The sequence below is a fragment of the Pseudomonas sp. 32_A genome (genome assembly GCF_017490905.1).
Taxonomy (GTDB): Bacteria; Pseudomonadota; Gammaproteobacteria; order Pseudomonadales; family Pseudomonadaceae; genus Aquipseudomonas; species Aquipseudomonas inefficax.
On record NZ_JAFGYI010000068.1, the window covers coordinates 1 to 18,056 of the forward strand.

The window sequence follows — 18,056 nt, forward strand, 5'->3', positions numbered from 1 at the left end:
GGGCGCTGAGCAACGGGGGCGACAGCAGGGCCCAGGCCAGGTCGCGCACGTTGGGGCGACGTAGTTGCCGGGGCAGGTCGTGGAGCAGGGCGAATGGCATCATCCTGCGAGCATAGCCGGTTTGCCGCTAGCCGGTGGTTTCGCCCATAATCGCGGCATAGTCACCCGCCGCAGAGCCTCGCAGGAGCCCCATGGAGCAATTTCGCAATATCGGTATCATCGGCCGCCTTGGTAGCTCGCAGGTGCTCGACACCATTCGCCGACTGAAAAAATTCCTCCTCGAGCGGCACCTGCACGTGATCCTCGAGGACACCATTGCCGAAGTGCTGCCCGGCCATGGCCTGCAAACCTCAACCCGCAAGTTGCTGGGCGAGGTCTGCGACCTGGTCATCGTGGTCGGCGGCGACGGTAGCCTGCTGGGCGCCGCCCGCGCCTTGGCCCGGCACAACATTCCAGTGCTGGGCATCAACCGTGGCAACCTGGGCTTCCTCACCGACATCCGCCCTGACGAACTGGAACAGAAGGTCGCCGAAGTGCTCGACGGCCACTACCTGGTAGAAAACCGCTTCCTGCTGCAGGCCGAGGTTCGCCGCCACAACGAAGCCATTGGCCAGGGTGATGCACTGAACGACGTGGTACTGCACCCGGGCAAGTCCACGCGCATGATCGAGTTCGAGATCTACATCGATGGCCAGTTCGTCTGCAGCCAGAAGGCCGACGGCCTGATCGTCGCCACCCCCACCGGCTCCACCGCCTACGCGCTGTCGGCCGGCGGCCCGATCATGCACCCCAAGCTCGACGCCATCGTCATCGTGCCGATGTACCCGCACACCCTGTCGGGCCGGCCGATCGTGGTCGACGGCAACAGCGAGCTGAAGATCGTGGTGTCCAAGGACCTGCAGATCTACCCGCAAGTATCCTGTGATGGCCAGAACCACTTCACCTGCGCCCCCGGCGACACCATCACGGTGAGCAAGAAGCCGCAGAAGCTGCGCCTGATCCACCCGCTGGACCACAATTACTACGAGGTCTGCCGCACCAAGCTCGGCTGGGGCAGCCGCCTGGGAAGCAGGGACGACTGATGCTCGATCCGGCGCGTAGTTTCGACATCATCGGTGACGTGCACGGTTGTGCGCTGACCCTTGAACGCCTGCTCGACGCCCTCGGTTACAAGCGTGTGGCAGGTGTGTGGCGTCACCCACGGCGCCAGGCGCTGTTCCTTGGCGACATCGTCGACCGCGGGCCACGCATCCGCGAGGCGCTGCACATCGTCCACGACATGGTCGAGGCCGGCCAGGCGTTCTGCATCATGGGTAACCACGAGTACAACGCCCTGGGCTGGGTCACTCCGGCACTGCCTGGCAGCGGCAAGGCCTTCGTGCGCGAGCATACGCCGCGCCACGCCCGGTTGATCGACGAAACCCTGACTCAGTTTGCCCACCACCCCGCCGACTGGCACGACTTCGTCAACTGGTTCTACGAATTGCCGCTGTTCGTCGACGCCGGGCGCTTCCGCCTGGTGCATGCCTGCTGGGACCCGAGGCTGATCGAGCCGCTGCGCCAGCAGTACCCCGACGGGCGCATCGACGAGCACTTCATCCAGGCCTCGGCGGTGAGTAGCAGCTTTGCCGCTACCGTGTGCAATCGCCTGTTGCGCGGTACCGACATGCGCCTGCCGGACGGCCTGACCCTCACCGGTGGCGACGGCCTGACCCGTGCCTTCTTCCGTACCAAGTTCTGGGAAGAAGACCCGCAAACCTACGGCGACATCGTGTTCCAGCCAGACGCCCTGCCCGCGGAAGTGGCCAACACCCCGCTCAGCCACAGCCAGAAGAACGCCTTGCTGCGCTATGCCGAAGACGAGCCCATGCTGTTCGTCGGCCACTACTGGCGCAGCGGCCGCCCGGCGCCGATCCGCGCCAACCTGGCCTGCCTGGACTACAGCGCCGTGCTCTACGGCAAGCTGGCTGCCTACCGGCTGGATGATGAAACCCGCATCGACCCACACAAGTTCGTCTGGGTCGATGTCGACCGCCCACAGGCCAGCCAATGAACATTATCGAAGTGATGCGCCTGCCGCTGTCGGTCGACCTCAGCGGCTTCGTTCACCTGCTACAGCGCCTGCAAGTGCCGCACCGGGTCAGCGAGGAGGGCGATGCCCAGGTGCTCTGGGCCCCCGACACCCTGGCCGATGACGTCCGCGAACTCTACCAGCGCTACCCTGACGGCAACGCCGAGCTCGAACTTGCAAAGGGCCCTGTGGGAGCGGGTTCACCCGCGAATAGCCCCACACAGCCCTCCCTTGCGGAACAGGCCAAAGCCTGCAAAGTCACCACTATCACCCTGCTGCTGTGCTTCATCGTCGCCGGCCTGACCGGCCTGGGCGACAACTTCACCACCATCAGCTGGTTCACCTTCCTCGATTTCCGCGTGCAGGGCGACTACCTGTACTTCAGCCCGCTGGCGCAAAGCCTGGACGAAGGCCAGTGGTGGCGACTGGTATCGCCCATGCTGTTGCATTTCGGCGTGCTGCACCTGGCCATGAACAGCCTGTGGTACTGGGAGCTGGGCAAACGCATCGAATTGCGCCAGGGCCCGTGGGCGCTGCTGGGCCTGACCTTGCTGTTCAGCCTGGTGTCCAACCTGGCCCAGCACTACAGCAGCGGGCCGAGCCTGTTCGGTGGCTTGTCTGGTGTGCTGTACGGCCTGCTCGGGCACATCTGGCTGTTCCAGTGGCTGGCGCCAAACCGTTACTTCAACCTGCCCAAGGGCGTGCTGGTGATGATGCTGATCTGGCTGGTGGTGTGCCTGAGCGGCGTGATCGACACCCTGGGCCTTGGCCAGATCGCCAACGCCGCCCACGTCGGCGGGCTGCTCATCGGATGCCTGACCGGGCTCTTGGGTGGGGCGCTGGCCCGGCGTAAACTGTCGGCTTGAATCAGGAGACACTATGTCCACTTTCGCGCAAATGATTGAAAACATCACCCCTGAAATCTACGAGAGCCTGAAACTGGCCGTGGAAATCGGCAAATGGTCGGACGGCCGCAAGCTCACTGCCGAGCAGAAAGAGCTGTCGCTGCAAGCGGTAATCGCCTGGGAGATGAAAAACCTGCCCGAAGACCAGCGTACCGGCTACATGGGCCCGCAGGAATGCGCCTCGAAGTCCGCGCCGATCGCCAACATTCTGTTCAAGTCGGACTCGGTACATTGATCGAACTCGCTCGTGGCTCGTTGAGCAAGATGGCGGTAAGCCTGCAGGCGCCAGTGGTGCAGTACAGCTTCCGCCTGGATGACACCCAGGTGCCGGTCAACCCGCTGATCGGCCAGCGCCTGCGCCTTGAATACCTCGGCGCCATTCACTGCAGCCATTGTGGCAAGCGCACCAAGACCAGCTTCAGCCAGGGTTACTGCTACCCGTGCATGACCAAACTGGCCCAGTGCGATGTGTGCATCATGGCCCCGGAAAAGTGCCACTACGACGCTGGCACCTGCCGTGAACCGTCGTGGGGCGAACAGTTCTGCATGACCGACCATGTGGTCTACCTGGCCAATTCGTCGGGGATCAAGGTCGGTATCACCCGCGCCACCCAGCTACCCACCCGCTGGCTCGACCAAGGTGCCAGCCAGGCCCTGCCGATCATGCGCGTGGCCACCCGCCAGCAGTCCGGCCTGGTCGAAGACTTGCTGCGCAGCCAGGTGCCGGACCGCACCAACTGGCGCGCCCTGCTCAAGGGCGATGCCGAGGAGCTCGACCTGGTCGCCATTCGTGAACAGGTGTTCGACGCCTGCGCCGACGGCCTGCGCGAGCTGCAGGGGCGCTTCGGCCTGCAGGCCATCCAGCCGCTGGCCGACGCCGAAGTGGTGCAGATGAAGTACCCGGTCGAGGCCTACCCCTCGAAGATCGTCAGCTTCAACCTCGACAAGGACCCGGTAGTGGAAGGCACGCTGCTGGGCATCAAGGGCCAGTACCTGATCTTCGACACCGGTGTGATCAATATTCGCAAGTACACGGCCTACCAGTTGGCCGTGCTCCAGTAAAAGGACCTGCACATGCGTACCGAACAACCGCAAGTGATCTACCTCAAGGATTACCAGGCGCCCGAGTACCTGATCGACGAGACGCACCTGACCTTCGAGCTGTTCGAGGACCACACCCTGGTTCACGCGCAACTGGTCATGCGCCGCAACCCGGCACGCGGTGCCGGCCTGCCGCCACTGGAACTCGATGGCCAGCAGCTGGAGTTGCTGCGCGCCGCGCTGGATGACCAGGAGCTGCAGCCGGGCGATTACCAGCTCGATGCCGACAGCCTGACCTTGCAGCCCAAGGCCGAGCGCTTCACCCTCGACACCAGCGTGAAGATCCACCCCGAGAGCAACACCGCACTGGAAGGCCTGTACAAGTCGGGCAAGATGTTCTGCACCCAGTGCGAGGCCGAAGGCTTCCGCAAGATTACCTACTACCTCGACCGCCCGGACGTGATGAGCACCTTCACCACCACGGTCATCGCCGAACAGCATCGCTACCCGGTGTTGCTGTCGAACGGCAACCCCATCGGCAGCGGGCCGGCAGAAGACGGCCGCCACTGGGCGACCTGGGAAGACCCGTTCATGAAGCCGGCCTACCTGTTCGCCCTGGTGGCCGGTGACCTGTGGTGCGTCGAGGACAGCTTCACCCGCCAGTCCGGCCGTGATGTGACCCTGCGCATCTACGTAGAGCCCGAGAACATCGACAAGTGCGACCACGCCATGGTCAGCCTGAAGAAGTCCATGCGCTGGGACGAAGAAGTCTATGGCCGCGAGTACGACCTGGACATCTTCATGATTGTCGCGGTCAACGACTTCAACATGGGCGCCATGGAAAACAAGGGCCTGAACATCTTCAACTCCAGCTGTGTACTGGCTCGTGCCGAAACGGCCACCGACGCCGCGCACCAGCGTGTTGAAGGCGTGGTTGCCCACGAGTATTTCCACAACTGGTCGGGCAACCGCGTCACTTGCCGTGACTGGTTCCAGCTGTCGCTGAAAGAAGGCTTCACGGTGTTCCGCGATGCCGAATTCAGCGCCGACATGAACTCGCGCACGGTCAAGCGCATCGAAGACGTGGCCTACCTGCGAACTCACCAGTTCGCCGAAGATGCTGGCCCCATGGCCCACCCGGTACGCCCGGACAGCTTCATCGAGATCTCCAACTTCTACACCCTGACCGTGTACGAGAAGGGCGCCGAAGTGGTGCGCATGGTTCGTACCCTGCTGGGCGCCGACGGCTTCCGCAAGGGCAGCGACCTGTACTTCGAGCGCCATGATGGCCAGGCGGTGACCACCGACGATTTCATCAAGGCCATGGAAGACGCCAACGGCGTCGACTTCACCCAGTTCAAACGCTGGTACAACCAGGCCGGCACCCCGCGCCTGGAAGTCAGCGAGGCCTATGACGCGGCCGCGCAGACCTACAGCCTGACCTTCCGCCAGAGCTGCCCGCAGACCCCGGACAAGGCCGAAAAGCTGCCGTTCGTGATCCCGGTGGAGCTTGGCCTGCTGGATGCCGCAGGCAACGACCTGCCGCTGCAGCTGGCTGGTGAAGCTGCGGCGCAGGGCACCAGCCGCGTACTGTCGGTGACAGAAGCCGAGCAGACCTTCACCTTCCAGGGCATCCAGGCCAAGCCGCTGCCGTCGCTGCTGCGTGGTTTCAGCGCACCGGTCAAGCTGAGCTTCCCCTATGACCGGGACCAGCTGATGTTCCTGATGCAGCATGACAGCGATGGCTTCAACCGCTGGGAGGCGGGGCAGCAGTTGTCGGTGCAGGTGCTGCAGGAGCTGATCGGCCAGCATCAGCGTGGCGAAGCACTCAAGCTCGACCAGCGCCTGATCACCGCCCTTGGCACCGTGCTCGGCAACGAGTCGCTGGACCCGGCCATGGTTGCCGAAATGCTTTCGCTGCCAGGTGAGGCCTACCTTACCGAAATCAGCCAGGTGGCCGACGTGGACGCCATCCACGCCGCCCGCGAGTTCGCCCGCCAGCAGATCGCCGAGCAGTTGTTCGACGCCCTGTGGGCGCGCTACCAGGCCAACCGCGAAGTGTCGCGCAGCACCGCCTATGTGGCCTCGGCCGAGCATTTCGCCCGCCGCAGCCTGCAGAACATCGCGCTGTCGTACCTGATGCAGAGCGGCAAGCCGCAGGTGCTGCAGGCGACCCTGGAGCAGTTCAAGCACTGCGACAACATGACCGAGCGCCTTACCGCGCTGGCCGTGCTGGTCAACTCGCCGTTCGAGGCCGAACGCGCGAAAGCGCTGGAAGCCTTTGCCGAGCATTTCAAGGACAACCCGCTGGTCATGGACCAGTGGTTCAGCGTGCAGGCAGCCAGTGCGCTGCCGGGCGGGCTGGCGCGGGTCAAGGCGCTGATGCAGCACCCGGCGTTCACCCTGAAGAACCCGAACAAGGTACGTGCGCTGATTGGCGCCTTCGCCGGGCAGAACCTGGTCAACTTCCATGCGGCGGATGGCTCGGGCTATCGCTTCCTGGCGGACCTGGTGATCGAGCTGAATGCGCTGAACCCGCAGATTGCCTCGCGGCAACTGGCACCGCTGACCCGCTGGCGCAAGTATGACGATGCGCGTCAGGCCCTGATGAAGGGCGAGCTGGAGCGGATTCTGGCTTCTGGGGAGCTGTCCAGTGATGTGTATGAAGTGGTGAGCAAGAGCCTGGCTTGAGTTTTCTGTAGCCTGAGCTGGCCTCTTCGCGGGTAAACCCGCTCCCACAGGTACTGCACTGCTTTCATGGGCGGTGGAGGACCTGTGGGAGCGGGTTTACCCGCGAAGCTTTTTGGGCCGATAACAAAACATAACACCCCGTTCGTTGTGTTCCCGCAAACATCCCCGCTACGATCCCCTCAAGCTATTGCAGGCCTCTAGATCAGGCTTTTCGCAGTACCTGCAATGCATTGACCCGCCAAATAAAAACACAAAGGGGACAGTCATGAGGGAACAGAACAGGCGCTTTGCCTGGCCATTGGCAGCCGGCGCGGTACTGGCGCTGGGGCTTGGCGTGTGGGCTGACAGCGTGCAAGCCGCTGCCGCCGACGAATACTCCACCGAATCGGCCAAGGCCAGCCAAAGCCTGCTGATCGATGCCACACACGCCGGCAAGCGTCTGGTGGTGGTGGGCGATCGCGGTCATATCCTGTTCTCCGACGACCAGGGCAGCACCTGGACCCAGGCGCGGGTGCCCACCCGGCAACTGCTGACCGCAGTGTTCTTCCTCGACGACAAGCGCGGCTGGGCCGTCGGCCATGATGCGCTGGTCCTTGCCAGCAGCGATGGTGGTGCCACCTGGAGCAAGCAGTTCGAAGACCTGTCCCGCGAAGCACCCTTGCTCGATGTCGCCTTCCTCGATGCCCGGCACGGCTTTGCCGTGGGTGCCTACGGCGCCTTGCTGGAAACCACCGATGGTGGTCAGCACTGGCAGGACGTGGCCGAGCGCCTGGACAACCCCGACCAGTTGCACCTGAACGGTATCGCCCAGGTGCGCGATGCTGGCCTGTTCATCGTCGGCGAGCAGGGCGGCATGTTCCGCTCCGCCGACAACGGCCAGACCTGGGCCAAGGTCGAGGGCCCGTACGAGGGGTCGCTGTTCGGCGTGATCGGTACTGCCCGGCCGCACACCCTGCTGGCCTACGGCCTGCGCGGCAACCTGTTCCGTTCCACCGATTTTGGTAACAGCTGGCAGCCGATCGAACTCAAGGCCGCACGTGGCACCCTCGAATTCGGCCTGGCAGGCGCTACGCTTGTCGAGGACGGTAGCCTGGTGCTGGTCGGCAATGGCGGCAGCGTGCTGCGCAGTGCCGATGATGGCCAGACCTTCAGTGTCTACAACCGCGCCGACCGCATCGCCCTGGCCGGCGTCAGTGGCCGGGCCGATGGCGGCCTGCTGCTGGTAGGGCAGGGTGGCGTGCACCTGGCTGACCCGCAGGGTGCTGACCAGGAGGTACGTCCATGACCAGCAGGGAGAGCATCACCATGCACCCGCATCACCAGGACAAGGCCACGCTGCTCGAACGCCTGATCTTCAACAATCGCCCCGTGGTCATCGCCCTGTGCGTACTGGTCAGCATCTTCCTGTTCTGGCAGGCCACGCAGATCCGCCCGTCCACCAGCTTCGAGAAGATGATCCCGCTGCAGCACCCGTTCATCGAGCAGATGATGGAGCACCGCAACGACCTGGCCAACCTCGGCAACACCGTGCGCATCTCGGTGGAGGCGGTCAATGGCGACATCTTCGACAAGGATTACATGGAGACCCTGCGGCAGATCCATGACGAAGTGTTCTACATCCCTGGCGTCGACCGTGCCGGGCTGAAGTCGCTGTGGAGCCCCAGCGTGCGCTGGAGCGAGGTCACCGAAGAAGGCTTTTCCGGTGGCGAGGTGATCCCCAACACCTACAACGGCTCGCAGGACAGCCTCGACACCCTGCGCGACAACGTGCTCAAGTCGGGCCAGGTGGGGCGCCTGGTGGGCAACAACTTCAAGTCCAGCATCGTCGATGTGCCGCTGCTGGAGAGCTACCCCGACCCGCAGGACCCGGGCAAGCAGGTGAAGCTGGACTACCAGCAGTTCTCGCACCAGCTGGAAGAAAAGATCCGGGACAAGTTCCAGGCGCAGAACCCCAACGTGAAGGTGCACATCGTCGGTTTCGCCAAGAAGGTCGGCGACCTGATCGACGGCCTGGTGATGGTGGCGATGTTCTTCGGTGTCGCCCTGGCCATCACCTGGGTGCTGTTGTACTGGTTCACCTGGTGCATCCGCAGCACCATCGCCGTGCTCATCACCACCCTGGTGGCGGTGGTCTGGCAACTGGGCCTGATGCATGCGGTGGGCTTTGGCCTGGACCCGTACTCGATGCTGGTGCCGTTCCTGATCTTCGCCATCGGCATTTCCCACGGGGTGCAGAAGATCAACGGTATCGCCCTGCAGTCGAGTGGCGCCGACAACGCCCTGACCGCCGCCCGGCGCACCTTCAGGCAGCTGTTCCTGCCGGGGATGATCGCCATTCTTGCCGACGCCGTGGGCTTCATCACCCTGCTGATCATCGACATCGGGGTGATCCGTGAGCTGGCCATCGGAGCTTCCATCGGTGTGGCGGTGATCGTGTTCACCAACCTCATCCTGCTGCCGGTAGCCATCTCCTATGTCGGCATCAGCAAGAAGGCCGTAGAGCGCAGCAAGCAGGACGCCACCCGCGAGCACCCGTTCTGGCGCCTGTTGTCGAACTTTGCCAGTGCCAAGGTGGCGCCGGTGTCGGTGGCTCTGGCGCTGGTCGCCTTCGCCGGTGGCCTGTGGTACAGCCAGAACCTGAAGATCGGCGACCTCGACCAGGGTGCGCCGGAACTGCGCCCCGACTCGCGCTACAACCAGGACAACAACTTCATCATCAGCAACTATTCGACCAGTTCCGACGTGCTGGTGATCATGGTCAAGACCCCACCGGAAAGCTGCTCGATCCACTCGACCATGGCGCCGATCGACGAGCTGATGTGGACCATGCAGAACACCCCTGGCGTGCAGTCGGCAATTTCCCTGGTGACCGTGTCCAAGCAGGTGATCAAGGGCATGAACGAGGGCAGCCTGAAATGGGAAACCCTGTCGCGCAATCCGGACATCCTCAACAACTCCATCGCCCGTGCCGATGGCCTGTACAACGGCGACTGCTCGCTGGCGCCGGTACTGGTGTTCCTCAACGACCACAAGGCCGAAACCCTGGAGCGGGTCACTGCCGTGGCCAAGGCGTTTGCCGACAGCCACAACAAGGAAGGCCTGCAGTTCCTGCTGGCAGCGGGCAACGCCGGGATCGAGGCAGCGACCAACGAGGTGATCAAGTCGGCCGAGCTGACCATTCTGATCCTGGTGTACATCTGTGTGGCGGTGATGTGCCTGATTACCTTCCGCTCGTTTGCCGCCACCCTGTGCATCGTCCTGCCGCTGGTGCTGACCTCGGTGCTGGGTAACGCGCTGATGGCCTACATGGGCATCGGCGTCAAGGTGGCGACCTTGCCGGTGGTGGCGCTGGGTGTGGGCATTGGCGTGGACTATGGCATCTACATCTACAGCCGGCTGGAAAGCTTCCTGCGCGCCGGGTTGCCGTTGCAGGAGGCTTATTACGAGACCCTGCGCTCGACTGGCAAGGCGGTGCTGTTCACCGGCTTGTGCCTGGCCATCGGCGTGTGCACCTGGATCTTCTCGGCAATCAAGTTCCAGGCGGACATGGGGCTGATGCTGACCTTCATGCTGCTGTGGAACATGTTTGGCGCGCTGTGGCTGCTGCCGGCGCTGGCGCGGTTCCTGATCAAGCCGGAGAAGATGGCGGGCAAGGAGGGCGGGTCGATTTTCGCCCATTGAATTGCAGGGGGCCGCTTTGCGGCCCATTCGCAGCACAAGGCTGCTCCCACAAGGGGGACTGCGAATCTTCTGTAGGAGCAGCCTTGTGCTGCGAATGGGCTGCAAAGCAGCCCCAGGGCTATAATGCCGGCTCATTTCAGATTGGTACCCCCATGTCCCCCCTCGCTACCGCCCTGCAGTCCTGCGACATGCTCCTGATCGACGGCCTGCACGCCTTCGACTTCACCTCCAATGAATCCGGCCTCACCATCGAATGCATGGACGGCCGCCAGCTCCGCCGCTGGTCGTTCACCCCCGAGCAAATCACCGCCGCTATCGCCAGCGGTGATGAATGGCAGCTCGACGATGCCAACGGCGCGCATCGGCTAGTCTGTATGAGTGCCTTTCGCGCCCCGGATGATGACGAAGATGAACCGGACCTGGACGAGCCTGCTGACCGCTAGCCTGATGAGCCTGACCCTCCACGCCCACGCCGCCACCTTGCTGGTGGGCAGTTACACCGATGGCGCCAGCCAGGGCATCTACCGCTATCAGTTCGACGAAAAGACCGGCCATATCGACCCTGCCCCCCAGCAGGTGGTGAAGAGTGTCAGCCCTTCGTGGCTGGTATTGTCGGCCGATCAACGCCAGCTATTCGCGGTCAACGAAACCCCGAACGGCCATGCCAGCAGTTTCAGCGTCAGTGCAAAAGGCGAGATCAAGCTCCTCAACCAGGTGGCCAGCCAAGGTGATGAGCCGACCCACGCCAGCCTCAGCCAGGACCAGCGTTATCTGTTCGTGGCCAACTACGCGGTCAAGCCCGACCCCGGCGGCAGCCTGGTGGTTGTCCCGGTGGCCAAGGACGGCAAGCTCAAGCCGGTAGTGCAACAGGCCCGGCACAAGGCGAGCGGGGTCAACCCCGAGCGCCAGGCCGGCGCCCATGTGCATTCGCTGGTGCTGTCACCGGATGGCCAACACCTGTATGCCAGCGATCTGGGTGCCGACAAGGTGTTCATCTACCGTTACGATGGTGCCAGCGCAGACCACCCACTGACACCGGCAATACCCGCGTCGGTGGGCCTGCCGCCGGGCAGCGGGCCGCGACATCTGTTGTTCGACGCCAGGGGCCGGCATGCCTACCTGACCCTGGAGATGAGTGCCGAAGTGGTGATGTTCGATGTGCAGGAGGGCAACCTGGTCGAACGCCAGCGCCTGCCCCTGACCGAGAGCAAGGAAGCCGCGGCGAAAGCGGCAGGTGGCTTGCACCTGTCGGCAGACGGTCGCTTCCTGTATGTGAGCAACCGTGGTACGGCCAACGAGATCGTGGCATTCAGCGTGGGCAAGCAGGACGGCCAACTGGCACTCCTGCAGCGCCGTTCGGTGGAGGGGGATCATCCCCGCGAGTTCGCCCTCGACCCGAGTGACAACTTCCTGCTGGTGGCCAACCAGAAGAGCAACCAGATCGTGGTGATACGCCGCGATCCGCGCAGCGGCAAGCTGTTGGAGACGGTGCAGACGCTGAAGCAGGATGCACCGTCGGACCTGAAGTTCATCGAGTGATATCGATCGGCGTGATAATCGATACTGCCGCAATGAATTTTTGCCTGCGGCTTCGGCGGCGTAAGTTTGACCCAAGGCCCAGAAGGGCCAACGTCAAACCACCGCCGTCGAGGTCAGCCCAGATGAACTTCAATCTCTTCCCGGTCATTGCTGCATCCGCCATTTCCGCTTCGGTCGTATTGCCGACGCATGCCCATGCCGACAGCAGCGGCAAGGCGTCTGCGACCCACAGCTACACCGAGCAGTACCTGCGCCAGAGCGCCAATTTTCATGCGGCATTGAGTGGTAAGCACCACCATTGAACCTGACTCGGTCCCCTGTAGGAGCGGCCTTGTGTCGCGATAGGGCCGCAGAGCGGCCCCGGCAATTTCTGCTGTGACGCAAAAACCTGGGGCCGCTGCGCGCCCCTATCGCGACACAAGGCCGCTCCTACAAGGGATCGCGCGAAGCTACCTGGCCATGACTGCCCTGAACAGCTCCGAAGCCAACCACCCCTCCAGCCAGCTCCGCACCCGCGGATAAGCCGCCTCGGCGAACCACTGCGGTTCGACCCCGGCAAACTGGCGCATCAGGGGCAGCAACGCGGCATCGGCAATGCTCGGGTGTGTGGCCAGCAAGTAGGGCCTGCCTGCCAGCAGGCCTTCGAGCTCCGCCAGCCACGCTTCGGCCTGCTGGCGGTAATGCTCGCGGGTATGCTCGGGGTAGCGTTCGGCATACTTGTACAGGTTGACCTGCGCCTTGAACGTGCTGTCGTTGCGCGCAATCAGTGTTTCAGCATGCTGCGCTGCCACAGGGTCGGCCTTTAGCTGCCAGTCCTGCGGGTCGTTTTGCGCCAGCGCCCAGCGCATGATGTCCAGGCTTTCTTCAAGCACCCCGGCACCGGTATCCAGTACCGGCACCGTGCCCTTGGGTGACAAGGCCAGCAGTTCTGCCGGCTTGTTTTTCATCGCCACCTCGCGAATCTCCACCTCGCACCCCGCATAGCGCAGGGCCAGGCGCGCGCGCATGGCCCAAGGGCAGCGGCGGAACGAGTAGAGGATCACCCGCACACCTCCACATCACTCAGGCCATTGCCTTGGCGGCGCACCTGGATCTGCACCGGGATGCGTTCGTGCATTTCCTGCACGTGGGAAATCACCGCGACCTTGCGGCCCTGGGCCTGCAAGCCGTCGAGGGCATCCATGGCCAGCTGCAGCGACTCGGGGTCGAGGCTGCCGAAGCCTTCGTCGATGAACAGCGATTCGATGCGCAGCGTGCTGGAGGCCATCGAGGCCAGGCCCAAGGCCAGGGCCAGCGACACCAGGAAGGTTTCCCCGCCAGACAGCGAGTGCACCGAACGCAGTTCGTCACCCATCTCGGTGTCCAGCACCAGCAGGCCGAGGGCGCTGCCGCCGCGCTTGAGGCGGTAGCGGCGGGCCAGCTGGCGCAGTTGGGTGTTGGCGTGGTGCAACAGCAGGTCGAGGTTGTAGCCCTGGGCGATCTTGCGGAACACATCACCCGAGGCCGAACCGATCAGGGCATTCAGGCGAGCCCAGCGTTGCCACTGCTGGTGGGCCTGTTCGATTTCCGCTGCCAGCGCCTGGTGCGCCTGTTGGCGACGCTGGTCATCGGCCTGCTGTGCACGCAGTTCGGCGCATTGCTGCTCATGCCCGGCCAGGCGCTCGCGCAATTCGGCAAGGGCCTGTTCCAAGGCATCGGCCGAGGTGTCCACGGTCATTTGCGCGGCATGTTGCTGCAGGCGTTGTTCACGTTCCTGCAACAGCACGCGGCCTTGTTCGATGGCCTTTTCGGCGCCTTGCAGACGCTGGCGCAGTTCGTTGACCTGCGTGTCCTCCATGGCCAGCAGGCGATCCAGGCCGGCGTCGTCCAGTTCCGGGTGCTCACCGCGCCACTGGGCGATCTGGCCCTGCAGCTGCTGACACTCGGCGGCCAGCGCTTGCTGCTGCTGGGTGTTGGCCTTGAGTTCGCTGGCCAGTTGCACGCCCTGGGTGCGCAGGTCTTGCAGGCGCTGGGCAGTGTCGGCGTCGAGGGCGCGGGCCTGCTCCAGCGCGGCGTCCATGTGCTGTTGCCAGGCCTCGGCGCTGGCGTGCTCGCCAAGCAGTCCGCCGAGCGAAGCCTGGGCCTGCTGGCGCTGCTCGTCGAGGGCGGCAAGTTTCTGCTGCAGCTGCTGTTGGGTCTGCACGCGCGCCTGCTGCTGGTCGCGCAGCTTGTCCAGCTGGGCCTGGCGGGCTTGCTGTTCTTCCTGCTCGTCCTTGCGCTGTTCCAGTTGCTGCAGGCGTTGGGCGATCTGCTGGTCCAGGGCGAGGAAGGCATTGGCCGGGTCGTCGTTCAAGGCTTTGAGGGCCTCTTCGGGCAACACGCCGGCCAGGTCGTCAAGGCCTTGCTGCAACTGCTGCTCGTCGCTGGCCAGGGCCTGGTGCTGTTGCTCCAGGTGGCGCTGGGCCTGCTGCTGGGCCTGTTGGGCGGCCTGCAGTTGCTGGTTGAGACGGGCTGCATCCTTTTGCAGGGCGAGCAGGGCGCTCTGGCGTTTCTCGTCCTTGCTGATTTCTTCTTCCAGGCGCTGCAGCTGGCTGTCGAGCCAGGCACTGCGGGCCTTGTCATCCTGCGGCGCCAAGGCTGGCCACAAGCTGTGCGCCTGCACCTGGGCCACCAGCGGTTGCAACTGTTCGCCCAGTTGCTGTTGTTGCTGCTGGTAATCCTTGAGCTGGGCGTTGACCACTCCCAGCTGGGTGCGCAGTTCCACCAGCTTGCCGTTGAGGGTTTCGACCTGCTTCTGCGCGGCGTCTTCCTCGGCCTGGTCATGGCGACCCAGGCTTTGCAGCAGCGCTTCAGGCTGGTGGAACGGGTGCTCGGCGCTGCCGCATACCGGGCATGGCTCACCGTCGCGCAATTGGCCGCGCAATTCTTCGACGCTGGTGTTACGTGCCAGGCGCTGGCGCTCCAGCAACTGGCGGGTGAGGTTGAGCGCTTGCTCGGCGGCTTCCAGCTCGGCCTTGGCGGCGGTGCCTTCGCCAATCAGCTGCTGGCGCTGCTGCATGGCCTGCTGCTGACGCACGCGCACGGCCTCCAGCTGCTGGCGCAGTTCCAGTTCACGGCCATGCAGGCGTGACAGTTCTTCCACGGCGCGTTGCTGCTTGCGGTTGTCCTGCAACATGCCACCCAGCAGGTCGATCTGTTCTGCCAAGGCCTGGGGTTCGGCCTTGGCTTCGCGGAACAGCAGCTCGAATGCATCGCGCTCGGCCTGCAAGTGTGCATTGGCCTGGCTGGCCTGGGCCTGCAGGCCGGGCAGCTCCTCACGGCCCTTGGCCAGGCGGCCACCGATCAGCATCACTTGCTTCAGTTGTGGCAGGTAGGCGTGCCAGGCATTGGCCAGGCCCGCAAGGTGCTGGCTGTCGGCGAGCGCGGCGTCGATCTGCGCCAGTTGCTGCAGGCTGCGCTGCTGGTTGTCTTCCAGTTGCTGCAAGTGCTGCTGGCCTTCGGCTACCTGCAGCTCGGCCTGCTCACTGGCGCTGCGCTGTGTTGCCAGCTCCTGCTCCAGGCGGGCCAGGTTGTCCTGGGCGGCAAAGGCCTGGCGCAGGCGAGGGGCGTTCTCGCTGTGTTGCACCTGGCTATCGGCAAGCGCCTGGCGCGCAGCGTCCAGCGCCTGTTCGAGCTCGCCGGTGCGCACTTGCAGTTCGGCTTGCTGCTGCTGTTGCTCGCTGATCTTCGCTGCCACCGGCGCCAGTTGTGCGGCCAGTGTCTGCTGGCGGTGGAACTGGTGGCGCTGCGGGGCCAGGCGCTCCAGGCGCACGAGGTCCAGGCGCTGGTCAGCCAGTTGCTGCCAGTCTTGTTCGGCAGCCTGCAGTGCGACGCCGGCCTCGGCGTGCTGGGCCTGCAGCTGGCGCTGCTCGTTCAGCCAGTTGCGTTGCTGTTCCAGCTGGCGCTCGCCGGCCTGGTCGGCCTTGAATTGCAGTTGCGCCTGCTCCAGGCGCTGGTCGAGCTCGGCGCGGGCTTCGGCGGCCATCGGCAGCAGATGGCTGGCACGGTCCTTCAGGGCATTGTGGGCCTCGCCGGCTTCGCGCGCCTTGCTGAAGGCGCGCTGGCCCAGGCGGGTGTAGATGGCGGTGTTGGTGAGCTTTTCCAGCAGCTCGCTGCGCTCTTTGTCGTCGGCCTTGAGGAAGGCGCCAAATTCGCTCTGGGCCAGCATCACCGCGCGGGTGAACTGTTCGAAGTTCAGGCCCAGGCGGGCTTCGACCAGTTGCTTGTATTCGTTCTTGCCGCTGCCCAGTACCTGCTCGCTGTCCAGGTCGTAGAAACTCTGGCGGCTGTGCTGCAGCTTGCCGTTGGCCTTGTCGCGGGCGCGGTTGGCTTCCCAGCGGGCGCGGTAGCGGCGGCCATCGATGCCGACGAAATCGACTTCGGCAAAGCCGCTGCCGGTACCGCGGCGCAGCAGATTGCGTGGGTCGGAGGTAGGGATTTCACCGTCGGCATCCGGCACCTTGGCCTCGCGGCCAATGTCGTTCAGCCGTGGCACGGTGCCAAACAACGCCAGGCACAGGGCGTCGAGCAGGGTACTTTTGCCCGCCCCCGTAGGCCCGGTGATGGCGAACAGGCCGGCGCTGGCCAGCGGTTCGGCGGTGAAATCGATGTCGACCGGGCCGGCCAGGGAGGCCAGGTTCTTCAGGCGGATGGCAAGAATCTTCATGGCTGTTCCTCTTCCTGCTGCACGTCCTGCAGCAGCAGGGCGAAGTCGGCCAGCGCCTGTTCGTCGGCGGGGTTGCCATAGGCCTGCTCCCAGGCGCGGCTGAACAGGTCTTGCGGGGTCATCTGGGCCAGTTCGACAAAGGCCAGGTCATCGTCTTCGGTGTTGTTGCGGCCGGCGTATTCGGCGCTGATGCGGATCAAGCGCACGGCCTTGCCTTGCAGTGCGGTTTCGATCTGCTGGCGCAGGTCGGGTTGCGGCTCGTCCAGTATCACCCGCACCTCCAGCCAGGGCTGGCGGTTGGGGTCTTCGAGCAGGTCGATCACTGGCAGGTCGGCCAACTGCTCCAGCAGTTCGCCCAGTGGTGCCGGGCCGACCCGCTGCAGGGCCACGGCGCGCGGCACCGGGCGCGGTTCGACGCTGACCAGGCCGGTGCCGTCCAGCTCCACTTCCAGTACCTGGTGCGGGTAGTTGATTTCGGCGAACGACAGCGGGATCGGCGAGCCGCTGTAGCGGATGCGTTCTTCGCGGTTGACCTTCTGCGGCTTGTGCAGATGGCCCAGGGCGACGTAGCTGATGGCCTTGTCGAACAGCTTGGCCGGTAGCGCCTCGGCGTTGCCGATGATCAGGCTGCGCTCGGAGTCCTCCGACACTGCGCCACCGGCCATGTGCGCGTGGCTGATGGCGATCAGCGCCTGGTCCTTCTTGCGCTTCTTTTGCGCGGCGGCGATCAGCTGCTGGTGCACCTGGGTGATGCCTTGCAGGTAATCGTCGCCCAATTGCGGGCCAGTCACCTCGGCCGGGCGCAGGAAGGGCAGGGCCAGGCACCAGGCGGCGACCTTGCCCCGGCCGTTGGTCAGCGGAATCAGCAGGCGCTCGGCATCCAGCTGGCCCTCGTCCAGCCAGTGCACACGGCCCAGGGCATGGGTGCGCAGACGCCGCATCAGCGCCGCGGGCAGCTCGATGCGCGAGCCGGAGTCGTGGTTGCCGGCGATCATCACAATGTCCAGCTTCGGCTGTTGTTCGTGGGCCTGGACGATGAAGTCGTAGAGACGTTCCTGGGCTTTGACCGGCGGGTTGACCGTGTCGAAGATATCGCCGGCGATCAGCAGCGCATCCGGCTGGCGCAGGCGCAGCTGGCCGAGCAGCCAGTCGAGGAAGCAGGCGTGTTCGAAGTCGCGTTCCTGGCCGTGCAGGCTTTGGCCCAGGTGCCAGTCGGAGGTATGAAACAGACGCATGGATGACCTGTTGGTGTCGAGTCGAGCAAGCGGGGAAAGGGCGGTATGGTAACCCAAGCATGGGGCCGCTGTGCGGCCCAATCGCCGGCAAGCCAGCTCCCAAAGGTACTGCACAAAGCTCAAGGACAGTGCAGAACCGGTGGGAGCTGGCTTGCCGGCGATTGGGCCGCACAGCGGCCCCATGCTTGGGTTACCATACCGCCCTTTCC

At 64.4% G+C, this 18,056-nt stretch carries 14 protein-coding genes and 1 pseudogene; 11 read left to right on the plus strand and 4 right to left on the minus strand.

The features are described 5' to 3' along the window. Positions 1-193: pseudogene (locus J5M58_RS28095) on the minus strand (DUF1853 domain-containing protein); the annotation flags it as partial. On the opposite strand from J5M58_RS28095, the gene J5M58_RS25075 reads away from it, so the two are divergent. From J5M58_RS25075 to J5M58_RS25125, 11 genes are all read left to right on the plus strand, one after another. Beyond that, on the plus strand, positions 192-1,082 hold the full coding sequence (locus J5M58_RS25075) for an NAD(+) kinase (RefSeq protein ID WP_112252068.1): 891 nt from the start codon (positions 192-194) through the stop codon (positions 1,080-1,082). The pseudogene J5M58_RS28095 and the gene J5M58_RS25075 sit on opposite strands and share 2 nt — an antisense overlap. After that, positions 1,082-2,053, plus strand: coding sequence for a metallophosphoesterase (locus tag J5M58_RS25080; protein ID WP_207880006.1), 972 nt, complete (start codon positions 1,082-1,084; stop codon positions 2,051-2,053). Before J5M58_RS25075 ends, J5M58_RS25080 begins: the two co-directional genes overlap by 1 nt. After that, on the plus strand, positions 2,050-2,937 hold the full coding sequence (locus tag J5M58_RS25085) for a rhomboid family intramembrane serine protease (RefSeq protein WP_207880008.1): 888 nt from the start codon (positions 2,050-2,052) through the stop codon (positions 2,935-2,937). Before J5M58_RS25080 ends, J5M58_RS25085 begins: the two co-directional genes overlap by 4 nt. A gap of 13 nt (positions 2,938-2,950) precedes the next feature. Next, complete coding sequence (locus J5M58_RS25090) at positions 2,951-3,211, plus strand: YeaC family protein (RefSeq protein ID WP_003260154.1); 261 nt, start codon at positions 2,951-2,953, stop codon at positions 3,209-3,211. Beyond that, the gene (locus J5M58_RS25095; protein WP_112252071.1) at positions 3,208-4,038 is read left to right on the plus strand and encodes a DUF2797 domain-containing protein; all 831 of its coding nucleotides are present in this window, start codon (positions 3,208-3,210) and stop codon (positions 4,036-4,038) included. The genes J5M58_RS25090 and J5M58_RS25095 overlap by 4 nt, the downstream gene beginning before the upstream one ends. A 12-nt stretch (positions 4,039-4,050) precedes the next feature. Beyond that, positions 4,051-6,708 (plus strand): aminopeptidase N, encoded by a 2,658-nt coding sequence (gene pepN, locus J5M58_RS25100; RefSeq protein WP_207880010.1) that lies wholly within the window; start codon positions 4,051-4,053, stop codon positions 6,706-6,708. A 265-nt stretch (positions 6,709-6,973) separates the two neighbouring features. Next, entirely contained in the window at positions 6,974-7,993 is a 1,020-nt protein-coding gene (locus tag J5M58_RS25105) for a YCF48-related protein (RefSeq protein ID WP_112252073.1), read from the plus strand. Positions 7,994-8,013: 20 nt separating this feature from the next. Then, complete coding sequence (locus J5M58_RS25110) at positions 8,014-10,389, plus strand: RND family transporter (protein WP_207880020.1); 2,376 nt, start codon at positions 8,014-8,016, stop codon at positions 10,387-10,389. A gap of 152 nt (positions 10,390-10,541) precedes the next feature. Next, the gene (locus tag J5M58_RS25115) at positions 10,542-10,832 is read left to right on the plus strand and encodes a DUF5629 family protein (RefSeq protein WP_207880012.1); all 291 of its coding nucleotides are present in this window, start codon (positions 10,542-10,544) and stop codon (positions 10,830-10,832) included. Then, positions 10,798-11,928: a lactonase family protein gene (locus tag J5M58_RS25120; RefSeq protein ID WP_243432533.1), complete on the plus strand. Its 1,131-nt coding sequence runs from the start codon at positions 10,798-10,800 to the stop codon at positions 11,926-11,928. The genes J5M58_RS25115 and J5M58_RS25120 overlap by 35 nt, the downstream gene beginning before the upstream one ends. A gap of 122 nt (positions 11,929-12,050) precedes the next feature. Then, positions 12,051-12,230, plus strand: a complete 180-nt coding sequence (locus tag J5M58_RS25125) for a hypothetical protein (RefSeq protein ID WP_063913828.1) — start codon at positions 12,051-12,053, stop codon at positions 12,228-12,230. A gap of 147 nt (positions 12,231-12,377) precedes the next feature. On the opposite strand, the gene J5M58_RS25130 is transcribed toward J5M58_RS25125, so the two are convergent. The 3 genes from J5M58_RS25130 to J5M58_RS25140 are packed head-to-tail and all read right to left on the minus strand — an operon-like array spanning position 12,378 to position 17,847. Beyond that, positions 12,378-12,971, minus strand: a complete 594-nt coding sequence (locus tag J5M58_RS25130; protein ID WP_207880016.1) for a glutathione S-transferase — start codon at positions 12,969-12,971, stop codon at positions 12,378-12,380. Next, entirely contained in the window at positions 12,968-16,612 is a 3,645-nt protein-coding gene (locus J5M58_RS25135; protein ID WP_207880018.1) for an AAA family ATPase, read from the minus strand. The genes J5M58_RS25130 and J5M58_RS25135 overlap by 4 nt, the downstream gene beginning before the upstream one ends. Further along, a complete protein-coding gene (locus tag J5M58_RS25140; protein ID WP_112252078.1) occupies positions 16,609-17,847 on the minus strand; it encodes an exonuclease SbcCD subunit D C-terminal domain-containing protein in 1,239 nt (412 codons plus the stop codon). The genes J5M58_RS25135 and J5M58_RS25140 overlap by 4 nt, the downstream gene beginning before the upstream one ends. Positions 17,848-18,056: the final 209 nt, after the last annotated feature.